This is a genomic window from Paenibacillus sp. FSL H7-0714, from assembly GCF_038003765.1.
Taxonomy (GTDB): Bacteria; Bacillota; Bacilli; order Paenibacillales; family Paenibacillaceae; genus Paenibacillus_AQ.
This window is the reverse complement of the sequence record NZ_JBBOPT010000001.1, coordinates 2,047,204-2,063,693: the sequence shown is the minus strand read 5'-3', so window position 1 is coordinate 2,063,693 and position 16,490 is coordinate 2,047,204. Positions and strand designations below refer to the sequence as shown.

Below are 16,490 nucleotides of genomic sequence, written 5' to 3'. Positions count from 1 at the left end.
TACGAGGAATATAAGGATAAATTATAGCGTGGAACATATAAATTCTTATATTTTCGATAAAACCGGAGAAAAAGCCATAGCAGCGGATGTCCCCACTTTATGACTAATTCACCGGACTGTACCCGACTTATTTAAATACAGGCTCTTTAAACTGAGTTAATTTTGCTGCGGAATCTTTCTCTACATCTGCGTGCAGACTGTTACCATGGGCATCCATCGTTACAATAGCAGCGAAACCATCCACATCCAAATGCCACATTGCTTCAGGAATGCCAAATTCCATAAAATCAACAGCATTTACCTTCTTGATGCATTCCGCATAATACTGTGCAGCGCCACCAATCGCATTGAGATATACGCCCCCGTGCTCCTGAAGAGCTTTTAACGTTTTAGGACCCATTCCACCTTTTCCGATGACGGCACGAATTCCAAATTTTTTGATAATATCGCCTTGATAGGGCTCTTCACGGATACTAGTAGTCGGACCGGCTGCTTTAACATGCCAGCCTTCCTCGTCCTTCATCATTACAGGACCACAGTGATAGATAACTGCACCGTTCAAATCCACCGGAGCCTCATGATCCATTAGATATTTATGAAGTGCGTCACGGCCCGTATGCATTTCACCGGATAAAATTACTACATCCCCAACTCGTAAACTACGGATATCCTCTTCACTAATCGGTGTAGTCAGGTGGACTTCGCGAGATCCAGTAGCTGCATTGTCTTCACCTGCATCTGCCACTTCCGTTTCCGACGCCTGGTCCCGTCCATCATCAACCGAAATCCCTGTACCACTCTCGTACAACCAGTCCTCTATATTGCCTGTTGACGGATCAACCAGCACACCTTGGCGACGGAAAGCCCAACAATTGTAGGCAACAGATACGAAAAAGCTGGCTGGCAAACGATTCATAACGCCGACCTTACAACCAAGCAGCGAAACTTCCCCACCAAAGCCCATCGTTCCAATACCCAACTTATTGGCATTCTCCATGATGTAGTCTTCCAGCTTGCTGAGATCCTCTATTGGATTAACATCCTCCACTTTGCGGAACAACTGCTTCTTAGCCAGCTCATAGCCAGTTGTGCGGTCGCCGCCGATACCAACACCAATAAAACCAGCGCTACAGCCTTGCCCTTGTGCCTGATAAACAGCATGTAAAATACATTTGCGAATTCCGTCCAGATCACGGCCTGCCTTGCCCAATCCTTCTAATTCTGCTGGAAGGCTGTATTGAATATTCTTATTCTCGCAGCCGCCACCCTTCAGAATCAGTCTGACATCTATTTTTTCCTCTTCCCATTGTTCAAAATGAATGACCGGTGTACCTGCTCCCAAATTATCTCCGCTGTTCTCACCTGTCAATGAATCTACAGAATTTGGACGAAGCTTACCATTCTTGGTCGCCCGTACAATGGCGTTGTGAATATCTTTTTTCATCTCAATCTGATTGATTCCCACAGGTGTGTGAATGATAAATGTAGGCATTCCCGTATCCTGACAGATCGGTGATACTTGCTGCTCAGCCATTCCGATATTTTGAGCAATCGTAGTTAACGCAAGACCTGACCGGGTAGCTCTGTCCTCTAGTGCGCGACCCTTGGCGACCGCCCGGCGTACATCACCCGGCAAGTTCGTGGACGTTTCAACAATTAGATTATAAATGCTGTCTTCAAAATGCTGCATATTCATTCAAGCTCCTCTCAGCAGATCCAGATTATCAAAAGTCTGATACAATTAGTATAATAATATCATACCTAGCAGCTCATGAAAGGGGTTACTTTAAAATTGAACTACCATTTTTCCGCCTATTTATATCGGCTTCAATACATTCAGCGCTGGAGCCTAATGCGCAGCACCGCACCTGAGAACGTTGCTGAGCATTCTTTCCATGTAGCTCTGCTCACACATATGCTCTGTTCCATTGGTAATATTCATTATGGACGTTCATTAAACGCCGAAAGAGCAGCAACTATGGCCCTGTTCCATGATGCCAGCGAAGTGTTCACGGGTGACATTGCCACACCAGTGAAATACAATAATCCTCGGCTACTAACCAGCTTCCGCGAAATGGAAAGAATTGCTGCGGAACGCTTGACCGGTATGATTCCTCCCGAACTTCAGGGCATTTACACGCAGCTCATGCAGCCAGAAGACAGTTCTCCCGATTCGGAGGACGTTCTCCTGCACAGCTACGTTAAGGCAGCCGATCGACTGGATGCTTACCTAAAGTGTGTCTGGGAGGTTGCTGCGGGCAACCGTGAATTCGCAGCGGCGAAAGAGCAGACAGGTGCGAAGCTACGCGGACTCGGCTTACAGGAAGTAGATTATTTCCTCACTCATATGGCTCCGAGCTTTGAAATGTCGCTCGATGAGCTGTCTGCTGGAAACTAAATCCCAAGATCAATACAAAAAGCTCTAATTCGGCTAACCCTAATTAGAGCTTTTTATATAAGTATCTAGGTTTGGTTGGCTGAGCCTCTACCCGTTTACGACCTCGCCACCGTTTACATGGATGACCTGTCCGGTCACATAACTCGAATCGTCGGAGGCTAGATATACATAAGCTGGGGCCAGCTCCTCCGGTTGTCCCGGTCGCTTCATAGGCTGCGTACCGCCGAACTCACTAACCTGTTTTGCATCAAAAGTAGATGGAATAAGCGGTGTCCAAATTGGACCCGGAGCAACGCCATTTACCCGAATGCCTTTCTCTGCCAGATTCGTAGATAAGGAACGCGTGAAGCTCAGAATGGCTCCTTTCGTTGACGAATAGTCCAGTAATTGTGGACTACCACGATAAGCGGTAATCGAAGTCGTATTAATGATAGCAGATCCTGCTTTTAGATGAGGCATAGCCGCTTTGGTCAAATAAAACATTGCAAAAATGTTCGTACGGAATGTTCGCTCTAGCTGCTCGGACGTAATATCCTCGATCTTAGCTTGTGGGTGTTGCTCCGCCGCGTTATTGATGAGAATATCCAGTTTCCCGAGGCCCTCTACCGTCTGTTTAATGAGATCTTTACAGAAGGTTTCCACACCAATATCTCCTGGAATCAGAATGCATTTGCGACCTTCCTGCTCCACCTGGCGTTTCGTTTCCTCTGCATCAGAGTGTTCATTCAGATATGATATAACTACATCGGCGCCTTCTTTTGCAAAAAGAACAGCCACTGCCCGTCCGATCCCGCTGTCTCCTCCAGTAATAAGTGCCGCCTTGCCCTGCAATTTACCTGCCGCCTTATAATTAGCCGGCTCATATTTGGGCAACGGCTTCATTTCGCTCTCAATTCCTGGTTGATGATGCTGTTCTTGCGGGGGTAAGGTTTTCGTAGCTTGCTTGTCGTTTGACATAATCCTAGCTCCTCTCGTTAAGTAATTGATAGTTAACTGATCGTCTTAGGATGGCTCAAGCGTATACGTTTATACGCCGGCTTTATCATTTTTTTAAATTGCTGTATGAAAAGTTACTTACCACATGGCTGAGAGAATCAAACACCCTGAAGTTCATTTGAACGCAAATAAGGACTGTCCCCTAAGCCATGAAATGGCGATGTGGAACAGTCCTTATCGTTTAATGAAATTTAGCTTTGCTTCAGAAGAAGCAATTTTGCCTTAAGCTCTACAATTTTAGTTATAAGATCTCCCGCAATCAGATTCTTTTGATCGTCGGTTAGCTTGATATATCTGTCATACACCCAGTTTACTGCTGCCTCATCATTCAATACTAACAAATCTACAGCAGGAAGCTTGCCAATCTTAAAACCCACATTATTTGCTTTCTGTTGGTCGGTTAAGTTAGTCTTTCCCTGATAGTAACCCAACACCTTTAACTCCGAGTCATATAGAAGAACCATATATTCCTCTTCAAAATTCGGTTGAGTATAAAATGGTGATTCATCGTAATCAAAACTTTCATACGAATACTCAACAGCGCTATAACTTTTAGAAACCTCATTAAGATACGCTACCGTAGATGAAATATGTTCTACATTAAAATCCTTAGTAGGGTCCAACATATAGAATGCTGTATTTGGGGTTGTAGTAAAGTACTTCACTTCAGGATGTTGCTGAACAAATGCACTAGCTATCGAGATGCTATTTTGAATGTATTGCGAATTGCTCGCTCCTGTAATGTTTACACCCTCACTATATTTAGTTACCATTGACATATCAAGAGTAGTATATTTCACATTAAGATCCAATTTTATTGTCTTATAGCCAATGGGTGCACCATTCTTACCAAATAAAATTATCGTCATGTAATCCTTTACATGCTCTGAGTAGATTGGAAAACTAATTAAAGAAGATACAGGGAAGCTCTCACGTTCTTTTTCCCAATCTAATGCTTCTTCAGGAACGGTAGTGAAATAATACTCTGCGTGATTAGTTTTGCTAAATATTTCGTGTGATAATCCAGTCATCTTAATTGTAATAGTAGCTGCATTCGTATATTTATATACAGCCTCCTGTACTAAAGTTATGCCGTTCACTTCGGGAACATTCACCGCAGGTGTCGGTGTTGGTGTTGGTGTTGGCGTTGGTGTTGGTGTTGGTGTGGTTGTTGGTGTTTCCCCGCCACTACCGCCTCCACCACCGCTCGAACCACCAGCAGCCGCTCCTACAGTAGGTGTAACGGTGGGAGTAGGCATAGTGATGGAATCCTTCAGAGATCCCTCTAACAGATCGGGCTTTTTCTCAAACGAAGACCCTTTAGCCCCATCGTTCACTGTTGCAGATAATAGCTGACCTTGTCCAGTTACCTTTGTGAGTGCATCCAGAATAACCTTATTCACAGTAGTACCTTGGCCTAGTTTAAGAATTGCTCCAGTCTGTACAAATATACTCTTGATTTGGGTTGCTCCTTCAGTTACAAGACGAACAACTCCGCCTTTTCTCTGAACGACTACTTGCTCTATGATAGAATTCTTGAAGTGTATAGAATCAACACCTCCACCCTTAACAAAGACTTTTCCTTTTACAGTTACATTATCTAGTGATACTTCACCTTCTCCAATGCCTTCATCCAAAAGCAAATCCCCGTATATAACAGCGTTCTGAAGGTTAACCCCATAAGTACTCACTGTTACACTCTCATAACCCGTTAGGTGAGCAGGGTCTTTGCTGCCAAAAACTCCTGACTGCGTGATATGAAATCCACCACCCATTGGTGTATTCAAGGATTCCAATATAGCTACTGCTTCAGCCCGGGTCAAAGCTTGCAATGGAGCAAAATTCCCGTTAGGATATCCTTTCATTGCTCCTAGATTCACCATTCCCGCTACCTTGCTCTCACTCCATGACGCTATCTGGTCCCGATCTTTGAATTGATCCAATACGACAGGGTCTGGATCTTCCAATTTCAGCAGCATACTGATTATTACCGCAACCTCCTGGCGGGTAACAGGATCATTTGGGCGAACCTTATCGCCATAGCCCTTTATGTAACCTTGCGTAACTGCCTTGGAGAATTCCTCATACACCCAGCCACTTGCAGGCAAATCAGTAAATTTCACTGGTTGACTCTTTGTGATCTCGAAGAAACGATTCACAAGGGCAACAAATTCAGCTCTCGAAATGCTTTGATTAGGCTTTACCGATCCATCTTCAAATCCTTTTAACCAGCCCTTCTCTAACCAGCTTTCGATCTGCTGCTGCGCCCAGTGACCCTCATAGTCTTTAACCGAGCTATCTGCTGCTGCGGATACGGAACCCAACGAACTAAATACTAAACTGAGACCCAAGCTTACACTCACAATCCTTCTTAACTTCACACCCATCCAAACTCCCCCGTAATCCCTCAGATAATAAAATAATTGTAATTTTAAACCAATCGCATAAACATTTTTATATTACTCTATTACTACGTAATTGAAAACGTTTTTTTCTCTAGGAAATAACTACTGTGATATTCTCAACACACAAAAAAAACCGCTCTCCTTTACGGAAGCGGGCTCATAGTCGTACAGATTAAATAATATCGTTAAATACCATGAAGAATACCATCAGCAGCAATGACACGGACAGCAGCGCACTAAGCGTACGCAATTTGCCTGTTTCTGCTTTGACATCACGGTTCTCACGAATTCCAGCAGCAGCAAGACGCAGAGGCTTGCTCATAATACCACCAAGCGCAAACATTGCTAGCAACAATACAACGATAATGATCATCCATGCTACAGAATAATCACCCTTGGTCATCATGTAACCACCTGTAAGTAGTTGGATCACTAAACCGTACTGGGCAAAGCGGTTAAATCCAGTAACTGCACTTAACGTACCTTCTTTTGCTGCAGGCGACAATTTTTCAACACGACCGATGATGAAAGGCAGTACAAGGTAAAATCCTAGTGCCAGCGTCCCGATCATATGTAAGAAAAACAAAACGTTCCAATCCATATCATATCTCCTCCAATTTAACTGTGATAATAGTTACATATAATTATACCCATAATATTAGAATAAGAAAAGCAACTTAGGTGTCCATTCTTTGAAGTTGTTGATATAAAAAAAGAGAGCGCCCTTAAGCCATTTCACGGCCTTCGGGACCCTCCCCTTTCATCTGGCACAATCTACACAGATAATATTGCTGTTACACTACGTACGGACTCTGCGGACTTATCTAAAGCCGCTTTCTCCTCAGCCGTAAGCTCCAGTTCAAAGATCTTCTCAATCCCATTCGCACCAAGAAGAGCTGGAACGCCCAGAAACAGATTGTCATAACCATATTCGCCTTCAAGCAAGGCAATAACCGGAATGATCCGTTTCTTATCCTTCAAGATCGCTTCCGTCATCTGAACTAAAGAGGCTGCAGGAGCATAATACGCACTACCATTTCCTAAAAGGTCAACGATTTCCCCGCCACCCACACGTGTACGCTTCACAATCTCCTCGATACGATCCGTAGGAATCAATGTATCGATTGGAATGCCTCCGACACTAGAATAACGAACGAGCGGTACCATATCATTGCCGTGTCCTCCTATTACGAAACCACGTACATCTTCAACGGATACGTTCAGTTCTTGCGCAATAAAAGTGCAGTAACGCGCTGTATCCAGCACGCCGGATTGTCCAATTACGCGGTTTTTCGGAAAGCCTAACGCTTCAAATGCAGCATAAGTCATCGCATCTACCGGATTACTCAAAATAATTACGATGGATTCCGGTGCTACATCTCTTACGTTCTCGCATACCGACTTTACAATCCCTGCATTGATATTCACAAGATCGTCGCGGCTCATCCCAGGTTTACGGGCAATCCCTGCAGTGATAATTACAATATCAGAATCTACAGCATCTTCATAACTTGAGGTTCCTATAATATGACTGTCGAATCTCTGCACAGGACCTGCTTCTTGCATGTCAAGCGCCTTACCCTTGGTTGGGTTCTCCATTTGTGGAATATCGAGCAGCACAACGTCTCCAAGTTCCTTTTGAGCTAACATAAGAGCTGTAGTAGCGCCGGTAAAACCGGCGCCTACCACTGTAATTTTATAACGCTTGATCGCCACAGATTCGCCTCCTAGAAATGATAAAGGTAAGGCTAATGTTATCTGGCTAATCTAACCTATAGGTGGTTAATAATTTCGTCTGCAAATGCGGAGCATTTCAGCTCAGTTGCACCTTCCATCAGACGGGCAAAGTCATAAGTCACGGTCTTATTGTTGATAGCAGTTTCCATACCTTTATAAATCAGGTCCGCTGCTTCCTGCCAGCCCAAGTGCTCCAAGAGCATTACGCCGGACAGAATAACAGAACCGGGATTCACAACGTCTTTGTCTGCATATTTAGGAGCTGTACCATGGGTAGCTTCAAAGATGGCGTGGCCAGTAATGTAGTTAATGTTCGCTCCAGGAGCGATGCCGATGCCGCCGATTTGTGCAGCCAGTGCGTCGGACAGGTAATCCCCGTTCAGGTTCAACGTAGCAATAACATCGAAATCAGTTGGACGAGTCAGAACTTGTTGCAGCGCGATATCCGCAATTGCATCCTTGATAATGATTTTGCCAGCAGCTTCAGCATCCTTCTGAGCAGCATTAGCGGCAGCCTCACCGTCACGTTCCTTAATCACATCATATTGACTCCAAGTGAAGACCTTATCTCCGAACTCTTGCTCAGCTACTTCATAACCCCAGTTTTTGAAGGCACCTTCAGTAAACTTCATGATGTTTCCTTTGTGAACAAGCGTTACGCTCTTACGTCCGTGCTTGATCGCATATTCAATTGCAGCGCGCACCAAGCGCTTCGAACCTTCGGAGGATACCGGTTTGATACCAATACCAGAAGTTTCAGGGAAACGGATTTTGTTAACTCCCATTTCTTTTTGCAGGAATTCGATGACTTTCTTCACTTCAGCAGAGCCTTCTTGATATTCAATCCCTGCATAGATATCCTCTGTATTCTCACGGAAAATAACCATATCCACCAGCTCAGGACGTTTAACAGGAGAAGGAACACCTTGGAAATAACGAACTGGACGCAGACATACGTACAAATCCAATTCTTGACGCAAAGCTACATTCAATGAACGAATACCGCCTCCGATTGGAGTAGTAAGTGGTCCCTTGATCGCCACAAAATATTCGCGGATTGCTTCCAACGTATCATTTGGCAACCATTCACCATATGTATTGAAAGCTTTTTCGCCAGCAAATACTTCGTACCAAGCGATTTGCTTAGTGCCACCATAAGCTTTAGTTACTGCTGCATCAAGTACGCGCTTGGAAGCTTTCCAAATATCACGGCCTGTGCCGTCACCCTCGATAAAAGGAATGATTGGATTATTCGGAACTTGTAGTTTTCCTTCTTTAATCGTGATTTGTTCGCCTTCTGTAGGTAGATCGAATTTTTCTAGTTTCAACATTTGAGTGTATTCCTCCTAAAGTTTTGTGGGATTTAAATAGCATTGACAAGCATCCAAGCATAAACGCCTTCGGCGTCCTTATAAGGACGGTAAGTGTTTAAGCGAGAAATATAAGACATAAAGTATCGTGTGAAACTTATACTTTCTTATATTTGAACAAAACTCTCATCATCATTAAAATCAAAAATTTAAAACACTATTGCTAGGGTTCATTCTACTAAACTTTAGGAGCAGCCCGCAAGGCTGCTCTTCTATCTTTCGTCTACTGGAACGTATTTCTGTTCAACCATACCCGTGTATTCTGCACGTGGACGAATAATGCGGTTATCTGTATATTGCTCCAGAATATGCGCAGTCCAACCTGAAGTCCGGCTAATTGCAAAAATAGGAGTGAACAGTTCACGATCTATGCCTAGCTGTGTATAAACAGAAGCCGAATAGAAATCAACATTCGGTCTTAATCCCTTTTGCCCGGTAATCAATTGTTCAATATTTACGGACATGTCGTAAAGGGTGGTGTCATTTTTCATCGTGCCAAGCTCCAGCGACATTTTCATCAAATGTTTTGCACGTGGATCACCATTCTTATATACTCGATGACCGAAGCCCATGATTTTCTCACGGTTATCCAGTTTCTTACGGATAAACGGTTCAACCGCTTCCAAACTTCCGATCTCCTCTAGCATCTTCATAACTGCTTCATTCGCCCCACCGTGAAGCGGGCCTTTGAGCGCACCAATAGAGGAGGTGACCCCAGAATAAATATCGGATAATGTCGCAACTGTAACCCGGCCAGCAAAAGTTGAAGCATTCAGCTCATGGTCCGCATGAAGAACAAGTGCGGTATCAAGTGCTTTGACAGATACGCTGTCCGGCTCTTTTCCCCACAGCATATAAAGGAAGTTCTCAGCAATAGAAACGCCTTCTTTCGGAGCCACTGGTTCAAGCCCCTTGCGAATACGCGACAGTGCCGCCACAATTGTTGGGAGTTGTGCCTGCAGTTTTACCGCCTTAATCTCGTTCGCTTCTCTGCTCATATCGTCAGCCGCTTCATCATAGAGAGCAAGGCTTGATACAGCCGACCGCAATGCTGCCATGGTGTTGGCGTCTTTTGGATAGAGCTTCATTTGCTCGATTACCTGTTCAGGAATCTGTGCGAAGGCACTAAGATCCCGCTTGAGCGCTTCCAGCTCTGGCACCGTCGGCAGACTGCCGAACCATAACAAATAAGCTGTTTCTTCGAAGGTAGCATGTTCTGCAAGTTCATCAATATCATAACCGCGGTAAGTGAGTACACCATCCACAATAGAACTAATGGATGAAGTTGTTGCAACGATACCTTCCAAGCCTTTGGTAGCTGTCATAGCATATCTCTCCTTTGCCAACAAGGTATAAAAACAATCTTAGTTCCATGAAAACATTTCCAATTGAAAGCATTAAAAAATCTAATAAGTGCGTGTAAGAACATTTCCGTCAGGAATGCTGTATGACCAACATGCTTCGTATCTTTATTCATCATACTGGATTTTGTCGGTTATGTGAACAATGTGGAAGCTTTGGAGCGCATCAAATGATTTTATCAGAGAGATAGAAAAAAACTTCTAATCCCCTGATTCAATTTTTTCATTTCAGTTTAGAGATTCCGGCCCATTCTAATATTTATCCCGCATTCTAGTCTTTAAATCGATCCTATGAATATATATGAAGACGAGCTCTTATTCCCCTGTCTATGCAGGAATGAAGAAGGTGTGGTCTCGGTATGGATCGTTTGGTATTAAAAAGACTGCTGCGCGGCCTGTGGGTCGTTCTGGCAACTTCCATCCTCCTGCTCGCAATCTATTTATTACTTCCGCTGTTATACCCCCTGTTGCTCGCTTGGCTGCTCGCATATATCATGCATCCATTAGTACTTATTCTTAAAGGCTTTAAATTACCCAGCTGGCTTGCGGTATCACTTGCACTGCTATTTTATATAGGCGGAATCACACTAGTCTTAACCGCGATGATTACAAGACTCGTAAAAGAATTAATCGTCTTGCTGCAAACCTTTAATCTCCACACCGACCAATGGAAGGATCTTCTGATGTCCTTAAGCCAGAATGCAAGCATTCAGAACATCATCAACCAGATTAATCAATTCTACCGAGACAATCCTGACTATCATGCTACGATTGACAGCAATATCAGCAGAACAACGGAAACTGTAGGTTACGCAGTCACGCAAGTGGTCACGGGATTTTTTAATGTAATATTGAAACTGATCTCCGCACTTCCTAGTATGGGTACGATTCTTATCGTGGTTGTCCTTGCTGCCTTTTTCATTAGTACGAGTTGGGAGCGTCATAATGATAAACTTACAGGCTGGCTGCCGACAGTATTCCTAAAGCCTGTGTCAGATATCTGGAGAGATTTACGCAGAGCGCTCTTCGGTTATCTTCGCGCACAGGTCATCCTGATCTCCATCACAGCGATCATTGTAGTAATCGGGCTGTTGCTGCTGGGTGTGAAGTCTGCATTTGCTATCGGCTTAATGATTGGCTTTGTGGATCTATTGCCTTATCTCGGTGTGGGAATTGTGATGCTGCCTTGGGCGTTATATTCTTATATGACGGACAATTTGGCACTAGGGATAGGACTATCCATACTTTACGCTGTTATTCTTATTACCCGGCAGGTGCTTGAGCCGAAAGTGCTCGCCAGCAGCATCGGACTTGATCCCCTTGCCATGTTGATTGGTATGTTCGCCGGTCTGCAGTTGTTCGGTATGCTAGGGCTGATCATCGGACCCGTTGTCCTAGTAGTCCTTGTTGCCTTTAACCGAGCGGGCGTATTCCGAGCTTTGCACAGCTACATTGTTAGCGGCAGATTAAGATAGGAACCGATAATCATCAATTCGTAAAATAGCAAACAGAGCGGTCCCTTCAGCAATGACAGGGGTCCGCTCTGTTATTGTTGTAAAAAGTATACTAACGACGGTAAAAGGTGAAGGTGCCATTCTTCATCTTCTTCTCAATCCACTTCAGCAAAAATATACGGTACAAAGGCCGAGTTAATGGAAATACTAGCGTGAAACCGACAATATCGGTTACGAAACCCGGCAATATCAGTAGCAATCCTCCGAAAAAAATACATAAACCATCCAGCATCGTCCGACCAGGAACGCGGCCCTCCTGCATATGTGTTCTGCTGTCCTGCAGCACTTTCTTACCCTCAAATCGCATCATTAGTAGACCGATTACTGAAGTGGTCAGCATAAGCAGCAACGTTTTAAATGCTCCAAGTTGATCTGCTACGTAGATAAAACCGAATAATTCCACAGCAGGAATAATAAATAGTCCAGCCCATAACCATTTGCTTCTAATCATACTGAACCCCCTTCTTCCCGCAGCGCCTCTTTTATTGCGTGAAAGAGCTCTGGAAGGGCTCTATCCAGCCTAGCAGGCCTCCATTCCCGGTTCACCCAAACATGACTTGTCGTGCCGGTAACCAGCAGCTCCCCAGGTGGATCCATCGACCCCAACTCCCCTAGAGTAGCCAATAAATCTTCTGAATTTCCACCTTCTTCTTCCGAAAGCCTCCGCACTTGATACTCAAATACGACTCGTAACGCTGAGAAGGTAGTCATTCGCGCATACACGGAGATAAGATCATCATATCGCGCCGGACTTTTAAATTGCAAATCTGCTGAGGTGACAGGAAGTAAGACGCCTTGTTTCTCAAGTTCACGATAAGTAAAACCAACCTGACGAAACATCTCCGTACGACCAGACTCAAACCAGTTCAAATAATTCGCATGATACACGACACCCATCTGATCACTTTCCTGATAGCGAACACGCAGGGTTGACTTATACCATCGGCTGGGCAAGCCAGCTCGTTCTAATTCCATCTATAAATACTCCTTTCAGCATAGCAGCAGGGAAGCGTTAAGCCTGGGTCCCGCCTGAAGATAGCGTCGTCGATAATTTGCGCCGAGAGTTTCTGGCAACATAGAACAGCAGCATTGCTCCTGCGATAGAGCTCAACATACAAGACAGATTCATTACTTCTACCCCGCCTTGATTGAGCAAGAATCCATTCAGTAAATTACCGACAATGCCAGAAAAACCTGCAAACACCATATTAAATACACTTTGGCCAGTGGCCTGCATCTCGTTAGACGTGATCTGAGATACATATTCGACTGCAGCAATATAAAAGAACCCAAATGAAAGACCATGCAGCACTTGCACTCCGATCATTACCGATGGATAAGGAAAAGCAACCTGAATACCCCACCGCAAAACATAAATAAGAGCCCCAAGGAGCAAGGTCCGCTCACGACCCAACCTCTTAATCACCTTAGAAGCAAACAGCATGGAAGGCACATTCGTCACCGATGCGAGAAAGAGCGCAATCCCTGCATAGCGCGTAGACCCTCCAACCGATTGAAAAGCAATTACAAAGTATGTACCAAAAGCAGCCATCGTCTGGTTCACAAGAAAGCTGCCACCCAAAAACGCAAGGAAGACCCGATTCCCCAGCAGTTGTCTTACCCCCTGAGTAAACGATTGCCTCATCATATGATTCTCTTCCGCCTGCTTCGGCAATGTAAACGCAATAAGGACTGCAATCAGATTAAAAAAGAGAAAAGGTAGCCATATCGTGGATACAGAGAAGGTAGATACGTACACCCCTCCTGCATAAGCTCCCAGAGCCGCTCCAATGCTCATCATAAGCCGGATGCTACCGTAAGTGGCTCCAGCTCTATTCGCCGCCGAGATCGCGTAAGAATCGGCTATAGGAGCCTGTGTAGAGGAGAAGATCGTTGAGCACGTATACACCAGAAGAAGTACAATGAAATATTCCGAACGATAAAAGACAGCTAGTAAGGCCGGAACCGCCACACTTAGGATAAGTACTAAACGCGTCTGATTATACCGATCAGAGATAATCCCCCACATCGGCTGAATGGTGATTGCAACTAGTGTGCCCGTTGCCATTAGTATACCTATCTGTCCACTATTAAGTCCATTATGGACCAGCAGCAGCGAAAGATAAGAGCCAAATGAACCGCCGGCCAATCCTAAAAATAGATAAAAGCCGCGCAGCTTCGATAATTTTTCCATTTGTACTATGAGTCCTCCAGCTTTATATTTTTATATTTTAACAGAACACCCGTACTTCATATGTAATCATCGCATTTAATATAGCAGTACTATAAAGGGGGTGGACAAGTTGAGCATAAAATATAACTCTCTCATGGTAAATCATCCTTGTCTAACAGACAAATCTAATGCGAGCAATAGACAAAGCTCTGCTTTTGGCTGGTCATCTAAGAACTGGAGTGGCTACACTGTTACTGGTAGAAAAGGTGCCTTCAATCGCATTTCCGGTGAATGGACCGTCCCATACGTAAAACCAACCCACAAATCCACCTATTCCTCCGCATGGATTGGCATCGACGGCTTCAAGAACAGCAACCTTATTCAGACGGGAACAGGTCATGAATTCGTAAATGGGATTGCCCGTTATTACGCCTGGTGGGAAATACTACCTGACGTCGAGACCGTAATCCCTTTTCCAGTATACCCCGGAGATCATATGAAGGGTACTATCACAAAAATAAGCCACACGAAGTGGTCTATCACACTCCGGAATTTAAGCCGAAATTGGACCTTCCGAACGCTTCAGCGATATACTGGTCCGCAGACCTCCGGCGAATGGATTATGGAGGCTCCTGAGGTCGATGGTTCCATCGCAAAGCTGGCCCGCGTGGGCACTACCTGCTTCAACTGCTGTCGAATCAATGGAAAACAACCTAGGTTAACTCTTTCTAATGGAGGGATCATGGTCCAGAATAACACCACCGTTGCGGTTCCTTCCAGTCCAAGCCCTCGAGGGGACTCTTTTAGCGTCAAACGTATATACTAACAGCATAAATGGATTCAGCACAAAAAAAAGAGCTGCCTCATTTGTAGATTTTCACTACATCTGAGACAGCTCTTCTATTTTGCGTAAAATCTACGAATCAGGCAAAGCACAGTCGAGTACTACTCGATTGTGCTTACTTTTACCAAGTTAGTGGAACCGGAACGTCCAAGTGGAATTCCTGCAGTAATCACAACTAGGTCGCCAGCTTGAACCAGACCGGAATCCTTACCACCTTGGATTGCTGTTTCAAGCAATTCATCTGTGGAAGTAGCTACTTTACCGAATACTGGCGTTACGCCCCAAACGAGGGACAATTGACGCATAGTTCTTTCTTGTGTCGTAACAGCAATGATTGGTGCTTTAGGACGGTATTTGGAAACAACGCGTGCAGTATGACCTGTAACAGTCGAAGAAAGAATAGCCTTAGCGTTCAGATCCAAAGCGGAAATTGCAACGGATTGGCTGATAGCTTCTGTAACTGTAGTTTCTTGTAAAGTTTGTTGTTTTGAGAAAATCTCACGGTGGTCCAAAGCGGACTCCGCTTTCTCAGCAATACGGGACATTGTAAGAACGGATTCTACTGGATATTTACCAGCAGCAGTTTCTCCGGAAAGCATGATTGCATCTGTTCCGTCGAAAATAGCGTTTGCTACGTCACTTGCTTCAGCGCGAGTAGGACGTGGGTTACGTTGCATAGAATCCAGCATTTGTGTAGCTGTGATTACTGGTTTGCCAGCAACGTTACATTTTTGAATCATCAATTTTTGAGCCAAAGGTACATCTTCAGCTGGAATTTCAACACCAAGGTCACCACGAGCAACCATCAGGCCATCGGAAGCTTCTAAAATTTCATCAAGGTTGTCAACACCTTGTTGGTTTTCGATTTTGGAAATGATTTGAATGTGAGAAGCGTTGTTTTTCGAAAGCAGCTCACGAATTTCCTGAACGTCGCTAGCTTTGCGAACGAAGGAAGCGGCGATAAAATCGATGTCCTGTTCGATACCAAAAAGAATATCGTTGGTGTCTTTTTCCGTAATACCCGGCAAGGAGATGTTTACTCCTGGTACGTTAACGCCCTTCTTGCTCTTGATCGTACCACCGTTTACAATACGGGTCTTGATTTCAGTTCCTTGAATGTCGACAACTGTCAAACCAATCAGACCGTCATCAATAAGGATGGTGGAGCCTACTTGAACATCATTAGGAAGCTCGCTGTACGTGATGGAAATACGTTCTTGGGTGCCAAGGATTTCTTCCGTAGTTAGTGTCAGGTACTCGTCCTGAACTAGTTCAATCGGTTCTACTTCCAACTTGCCTGTGCGAATCTCCGGTCCTTTTGTATCGAGCAGGATAGCAACAGTTTTGTTCAGTTCCTTAGATGCTTGACGGATCGTTTTAATCCGAGCACCATGCTCTTCAAAATCGCCGTGGGAGAAATTCAAACGGGCCACATTCATACCAGCCAAAATCAATTTTTTGATATTCTCCAACGATTCACTCGCAGGTCCGATCGTACATACAATTTTACTTTTCCGCATTAGGTTTTCCTCCGTTTTTTCGTTCTCTCTGTCTCACTTTTTCCAACTACAAAATCTACTACAAGGCTAACTAATTAAATAGGAACTTTGTCACATGTGCCTTTAACTACGCCCTTATGAATATTACTGCAACTTAGACACAAAATCAATGTTGTAGGCTCTTTTAGATGTA

General features: G+C 44.4%; 14 protein-coding genes. 3 read left to right on the top strand and 11 right to left on the bottom strand.

The window, feature by feature from the left end; all coding sequences use genetic code 11:
* Nucleotides 1–127: 127 nt before the first annotated feature.
* Complete coding sequence (locus NST34_RS09015) at nt 128–1,690, bottom strand: fumarate hydratase (RefSeq protein WP_042193545.1); 1,563 nt, start codon at nt 1,688–1,690, stop codon at nt 128–130.
* 102 nt (nt 1,691–1,792) lie between these two features.
* Here NST34_RS09015 and yfbR point away from each other — a divergent pair, with 102 nt between their 5' ends.
* Nucleotides 1,793–2,398 (top strand): 5'-deoxynucleotidase, encoded by a 606-nt coding sequence (yfbR, locus tag NST34_RS09010; RefSeq protein ID WP_143764010.1) that lies wholly within the window; start codon nt 1,793–1,795, stop codon nt 2,396–2,398.
* An 87-nt stretch (nt 2,399–2,485) separates the two neighbouring features.
* Here yfbR and NST34_RS09005 read toward each other — a convergent pair whose 3' ends face one another.
* The 6 genes from NST34_RS09005 to NST34_RS08980 form a co-directional block, all read right to left on the bottom strand.
* Nucleotides 2,486–3,355: an SDR family oxidoreductase gene (locus NST34_RS09005; RefSeq protein ID WP_042186532.1), complete on the bottom strand. Its 870-nt coding sequence runs from the start codon at nt 3,353–3,355 to the stop codon at nt 2,486–2,488.
* Between the two features lie 230 nt (nt 3,356–3,585).
* Nucleotides 3,586–5,781, bottom strand: a complete 2,196-nt coding sequence (locus NST34_RS09000) for an S-layer homology domain-containing protein (RefSeq protein ID WP_341127588.1) — start codon at nt 5,779–5,781, stop codon at nt 3,586–3,588.
* Nucleotides 5,782–5,971: 190 nt separating this feature from the next.
* Nucleotides 5,972–6,400 (bottom strand): hypothetical protein, encoded by a 429-nt coding sequence (locus tag NST34_RS08995; protein ID WP_341127587.1) that lies wholly within the window; start codon nt 6,398–6,400, stop codon nt 5,972–5,974.
* A gap of 173 nt (nt 6,401–6,573) precedes the next feature.
* The gene (gene mdh / locus NST34_RS08990; protein WP_042186530.1) at nt 6,574–7,515 is read right to left on the bottom strand and encodes a malate dehydrogenase; all 942 of its coding nucleotides are present in this window, start codon (nt 7,513–7,515) and stop codon (nt 6,574–6,576) included.
* A gap of 56 nt (nt 7,516–7,571) precedes the next feature.
* Nucleotides 7,572–8,867 carry an NADP-dependent isocitrate dehydrogenase gene (icd, locus tag NST34_RS08985; RefSeq protein ID WP_042125986.1) on the bottom strand — a complete coding sequence of 432 codons (1,296 nt, stop codon included), beginning with the start codon at nt 8,865–8,867 and terminating at the stop codon, nt 7,572–7,574.
* Between the two features lie 251 nt (nt 8,868–9,118).
* Nucleotides 9,119–10,231, bottom strand: coding sequence for a citrate/2-methylcitrate synthase (locus NST34_RS08980; protein ID WP_341127586.1), 1,113 nt, complete (start codon nt 10,229–10,231; stop codon nt 9,119–9,121).
* 395 nt (nt 10,232–10,626) lie between these two features.
* Between NST34_RS08980 and ytvI the strand changes: the two genes are divergently transcribed.
* Nucleotides 10,627–11,742 (top strand): sporulation integral membrane protein YtvI, encoded by a 1,116-nt coding sequence (gene ytvI, locus NST34_RS08975; protein WP_076283318.1) that lies wholly within the window; start codon nt 10,627–10,629, stop codon nt 11,740–11,742.
* 91 nt (nt 11,743–11,833) lie between these two features.
* On the opposite strand, the gene NST34_RS08970 is transcribed toward ytvI, so the two are convergent.
* The 3 genes from NST34_RS08970 to NST34_RS08960 are packed head-to-tail and all read right to left on the bottom strand — an operon-like array spanning nt 11,834 to nt 13,975.
* Nucleotides 11,834–12,232, bottom strand: coding sequence for an FxsA family protein (locus tag NST34_RS08970; protein WP_042186523.1), 399 nt, complete (start codon nt 12,230–12,232; stop codon nt 11,834–11,836).
* On the bottom strand, nt 12,229–12,756 hold the full coding sequence (locus tag NST34_RS08965) for an acyl-CoA thioesterase (RefSeq protein WP_341127585.1): 528 nt from the start codon (nt 12,754–12,756) through the stop codon (nt 12,229–12,231). Before NST34_RS08965 ends, NST34_RS08970 begins: the two co-directional genes overlap by 4 nt.
* Before the next feature lie 37 nt (nt 12,757–12,793).
* Nucleotides 12,794–13,975 carry an MFS transporter gene (locus NST34_RS08960; RefSeq protein ID WP_076283320.1) on the bottom strand — a complete coding sequence of 394 codons (1,182 nt, stop codon included), beginning with the start codon at nt 13,973–13,975 and terminating at the stop codon, nt 12,794–12,796.
* 133 nt (nt 13,976–14,108) lie between these two features.
* Between NST34_RS08960 and NST34_RS08955 the strand changes: the two genes are divergently transcribed.
* Complete coding sequence (locus NST34_RS08955) at nt 14,109–14,780, top strand: G1 family glutamic endopeptidase (protein ID WP_076300919.1); 672 nt, start codon at nt 14,109–14,111, stop codon at nt 14,778–14,780.
* A 119-nt stretch (nt 14,781–14,899) separates the two neighbouring features.
* Here NST34_RS08955 and pyk read toward each other — a convergent pair whose 3' ends face one another.
* Nucleotides 14,900–16,318, bottom strand: coding sequence for a pyruvate kinase (pyk, locus tag NST34_RS08950; RefSeq protein ID WP_042186514.1), 1,419 nt, complete (start codon nt 16,316–16,318; stop codon nt 14,900–14,902).
* Between the last annotated feature and the right edge of the window lie 172 nt (nt 16,319–16,490).

What these genes read in the sequence shown, in the direction of transcription:
- NST34_RS08965 (WP_341127585.1), bottom strand. Translation starts at nt 12,756, where the DNA reads ATGGAATTAGAACGAGCTGGCTTGCCCAGCCGATGGTATAAGTCAACC.
- pyk (WP_042186514.1), bottom strand. Translation starts at nt 16,318, where the DNA reads ATGCGGAAAAGTAAAATTGTATGTACGATCGGACCTGCGAGTGAATCG.
- NST34_RS09005 (WP_042186532.1), bottom strand. Translation starts at nt 3,355, where the DNA reads ATGTCAAACGACAAGCAAGCTACGAAAACCTTACCCCCGCAAGAACAG.
- ytvI (WP_076283318.1), top strand. Translation starts at nt 10,627, where the DNA reads ATGGATCGTTTGGTATTAAAAAGACTGCTGCGCGGCCTGTGGGTCGTT.
- NST34_RS08955 (WP_076300919.1), top strand. Translation starts at nt 14,109, where the DNA reads ATGGTAAATCATCCTTGTCTAACAGACAAATCTAATGCGAGCAATAGA.
- NST34_RS09000 (WP_341127588.1), bottom strand. Translation starts at nt 5,781, where the DNA reads ATGGGTGTGAAGTTAAGAAGGATTGTGAGTGTAAGCTTGGGTCTCAGT.
- NST34_RS09015 (WP_042193545.1), bottom strand. Translation starts at nt 1,690, where the DNA reads ATGCAGCATTTTGAAGACAGCATTTATAATCTAATTGTTGAAACGTCC.
- NST34_RS08980 (WP_341127586.1), bottom strand. Translation starts at nt 10,231, where the DNA reads ATGACAGCTACCAAAGGCTTGGAAGGTATCGTTGCAACAACTTCATCC.
- NST34_RS08995 (WP_341127587.1), bottom strand. Translation starts at nt 6,400, where the DNA reads ATGGATTGGAACGTTTTGTTTTTCTTACATATGATCGGGACGCTGGCA.
- NST34_RS08960 (WP_076283320.1), bottom strand. Translation starts at nt 13,975, where the DNA reads ATGGAAAAATTATCGAAGCTGCGCGGCTTTTATCTATTTTTAGGATTG.
- icd (WP_042125986.1), bottom strand. Translation starts at nt 8,867, where the DNA reads ATGTTGAAACTAGAAAAATTCGATCTACCTACAGAAGGCGAACAAATC.
- NST34_RS08970 (WP_042186523.1), bottom strand. Translation starts at nt 12,232, where the DNA reads ATGATTAGAAGCAAATGGTTATGGGCTGGACTATTTATTATTCCTGCT.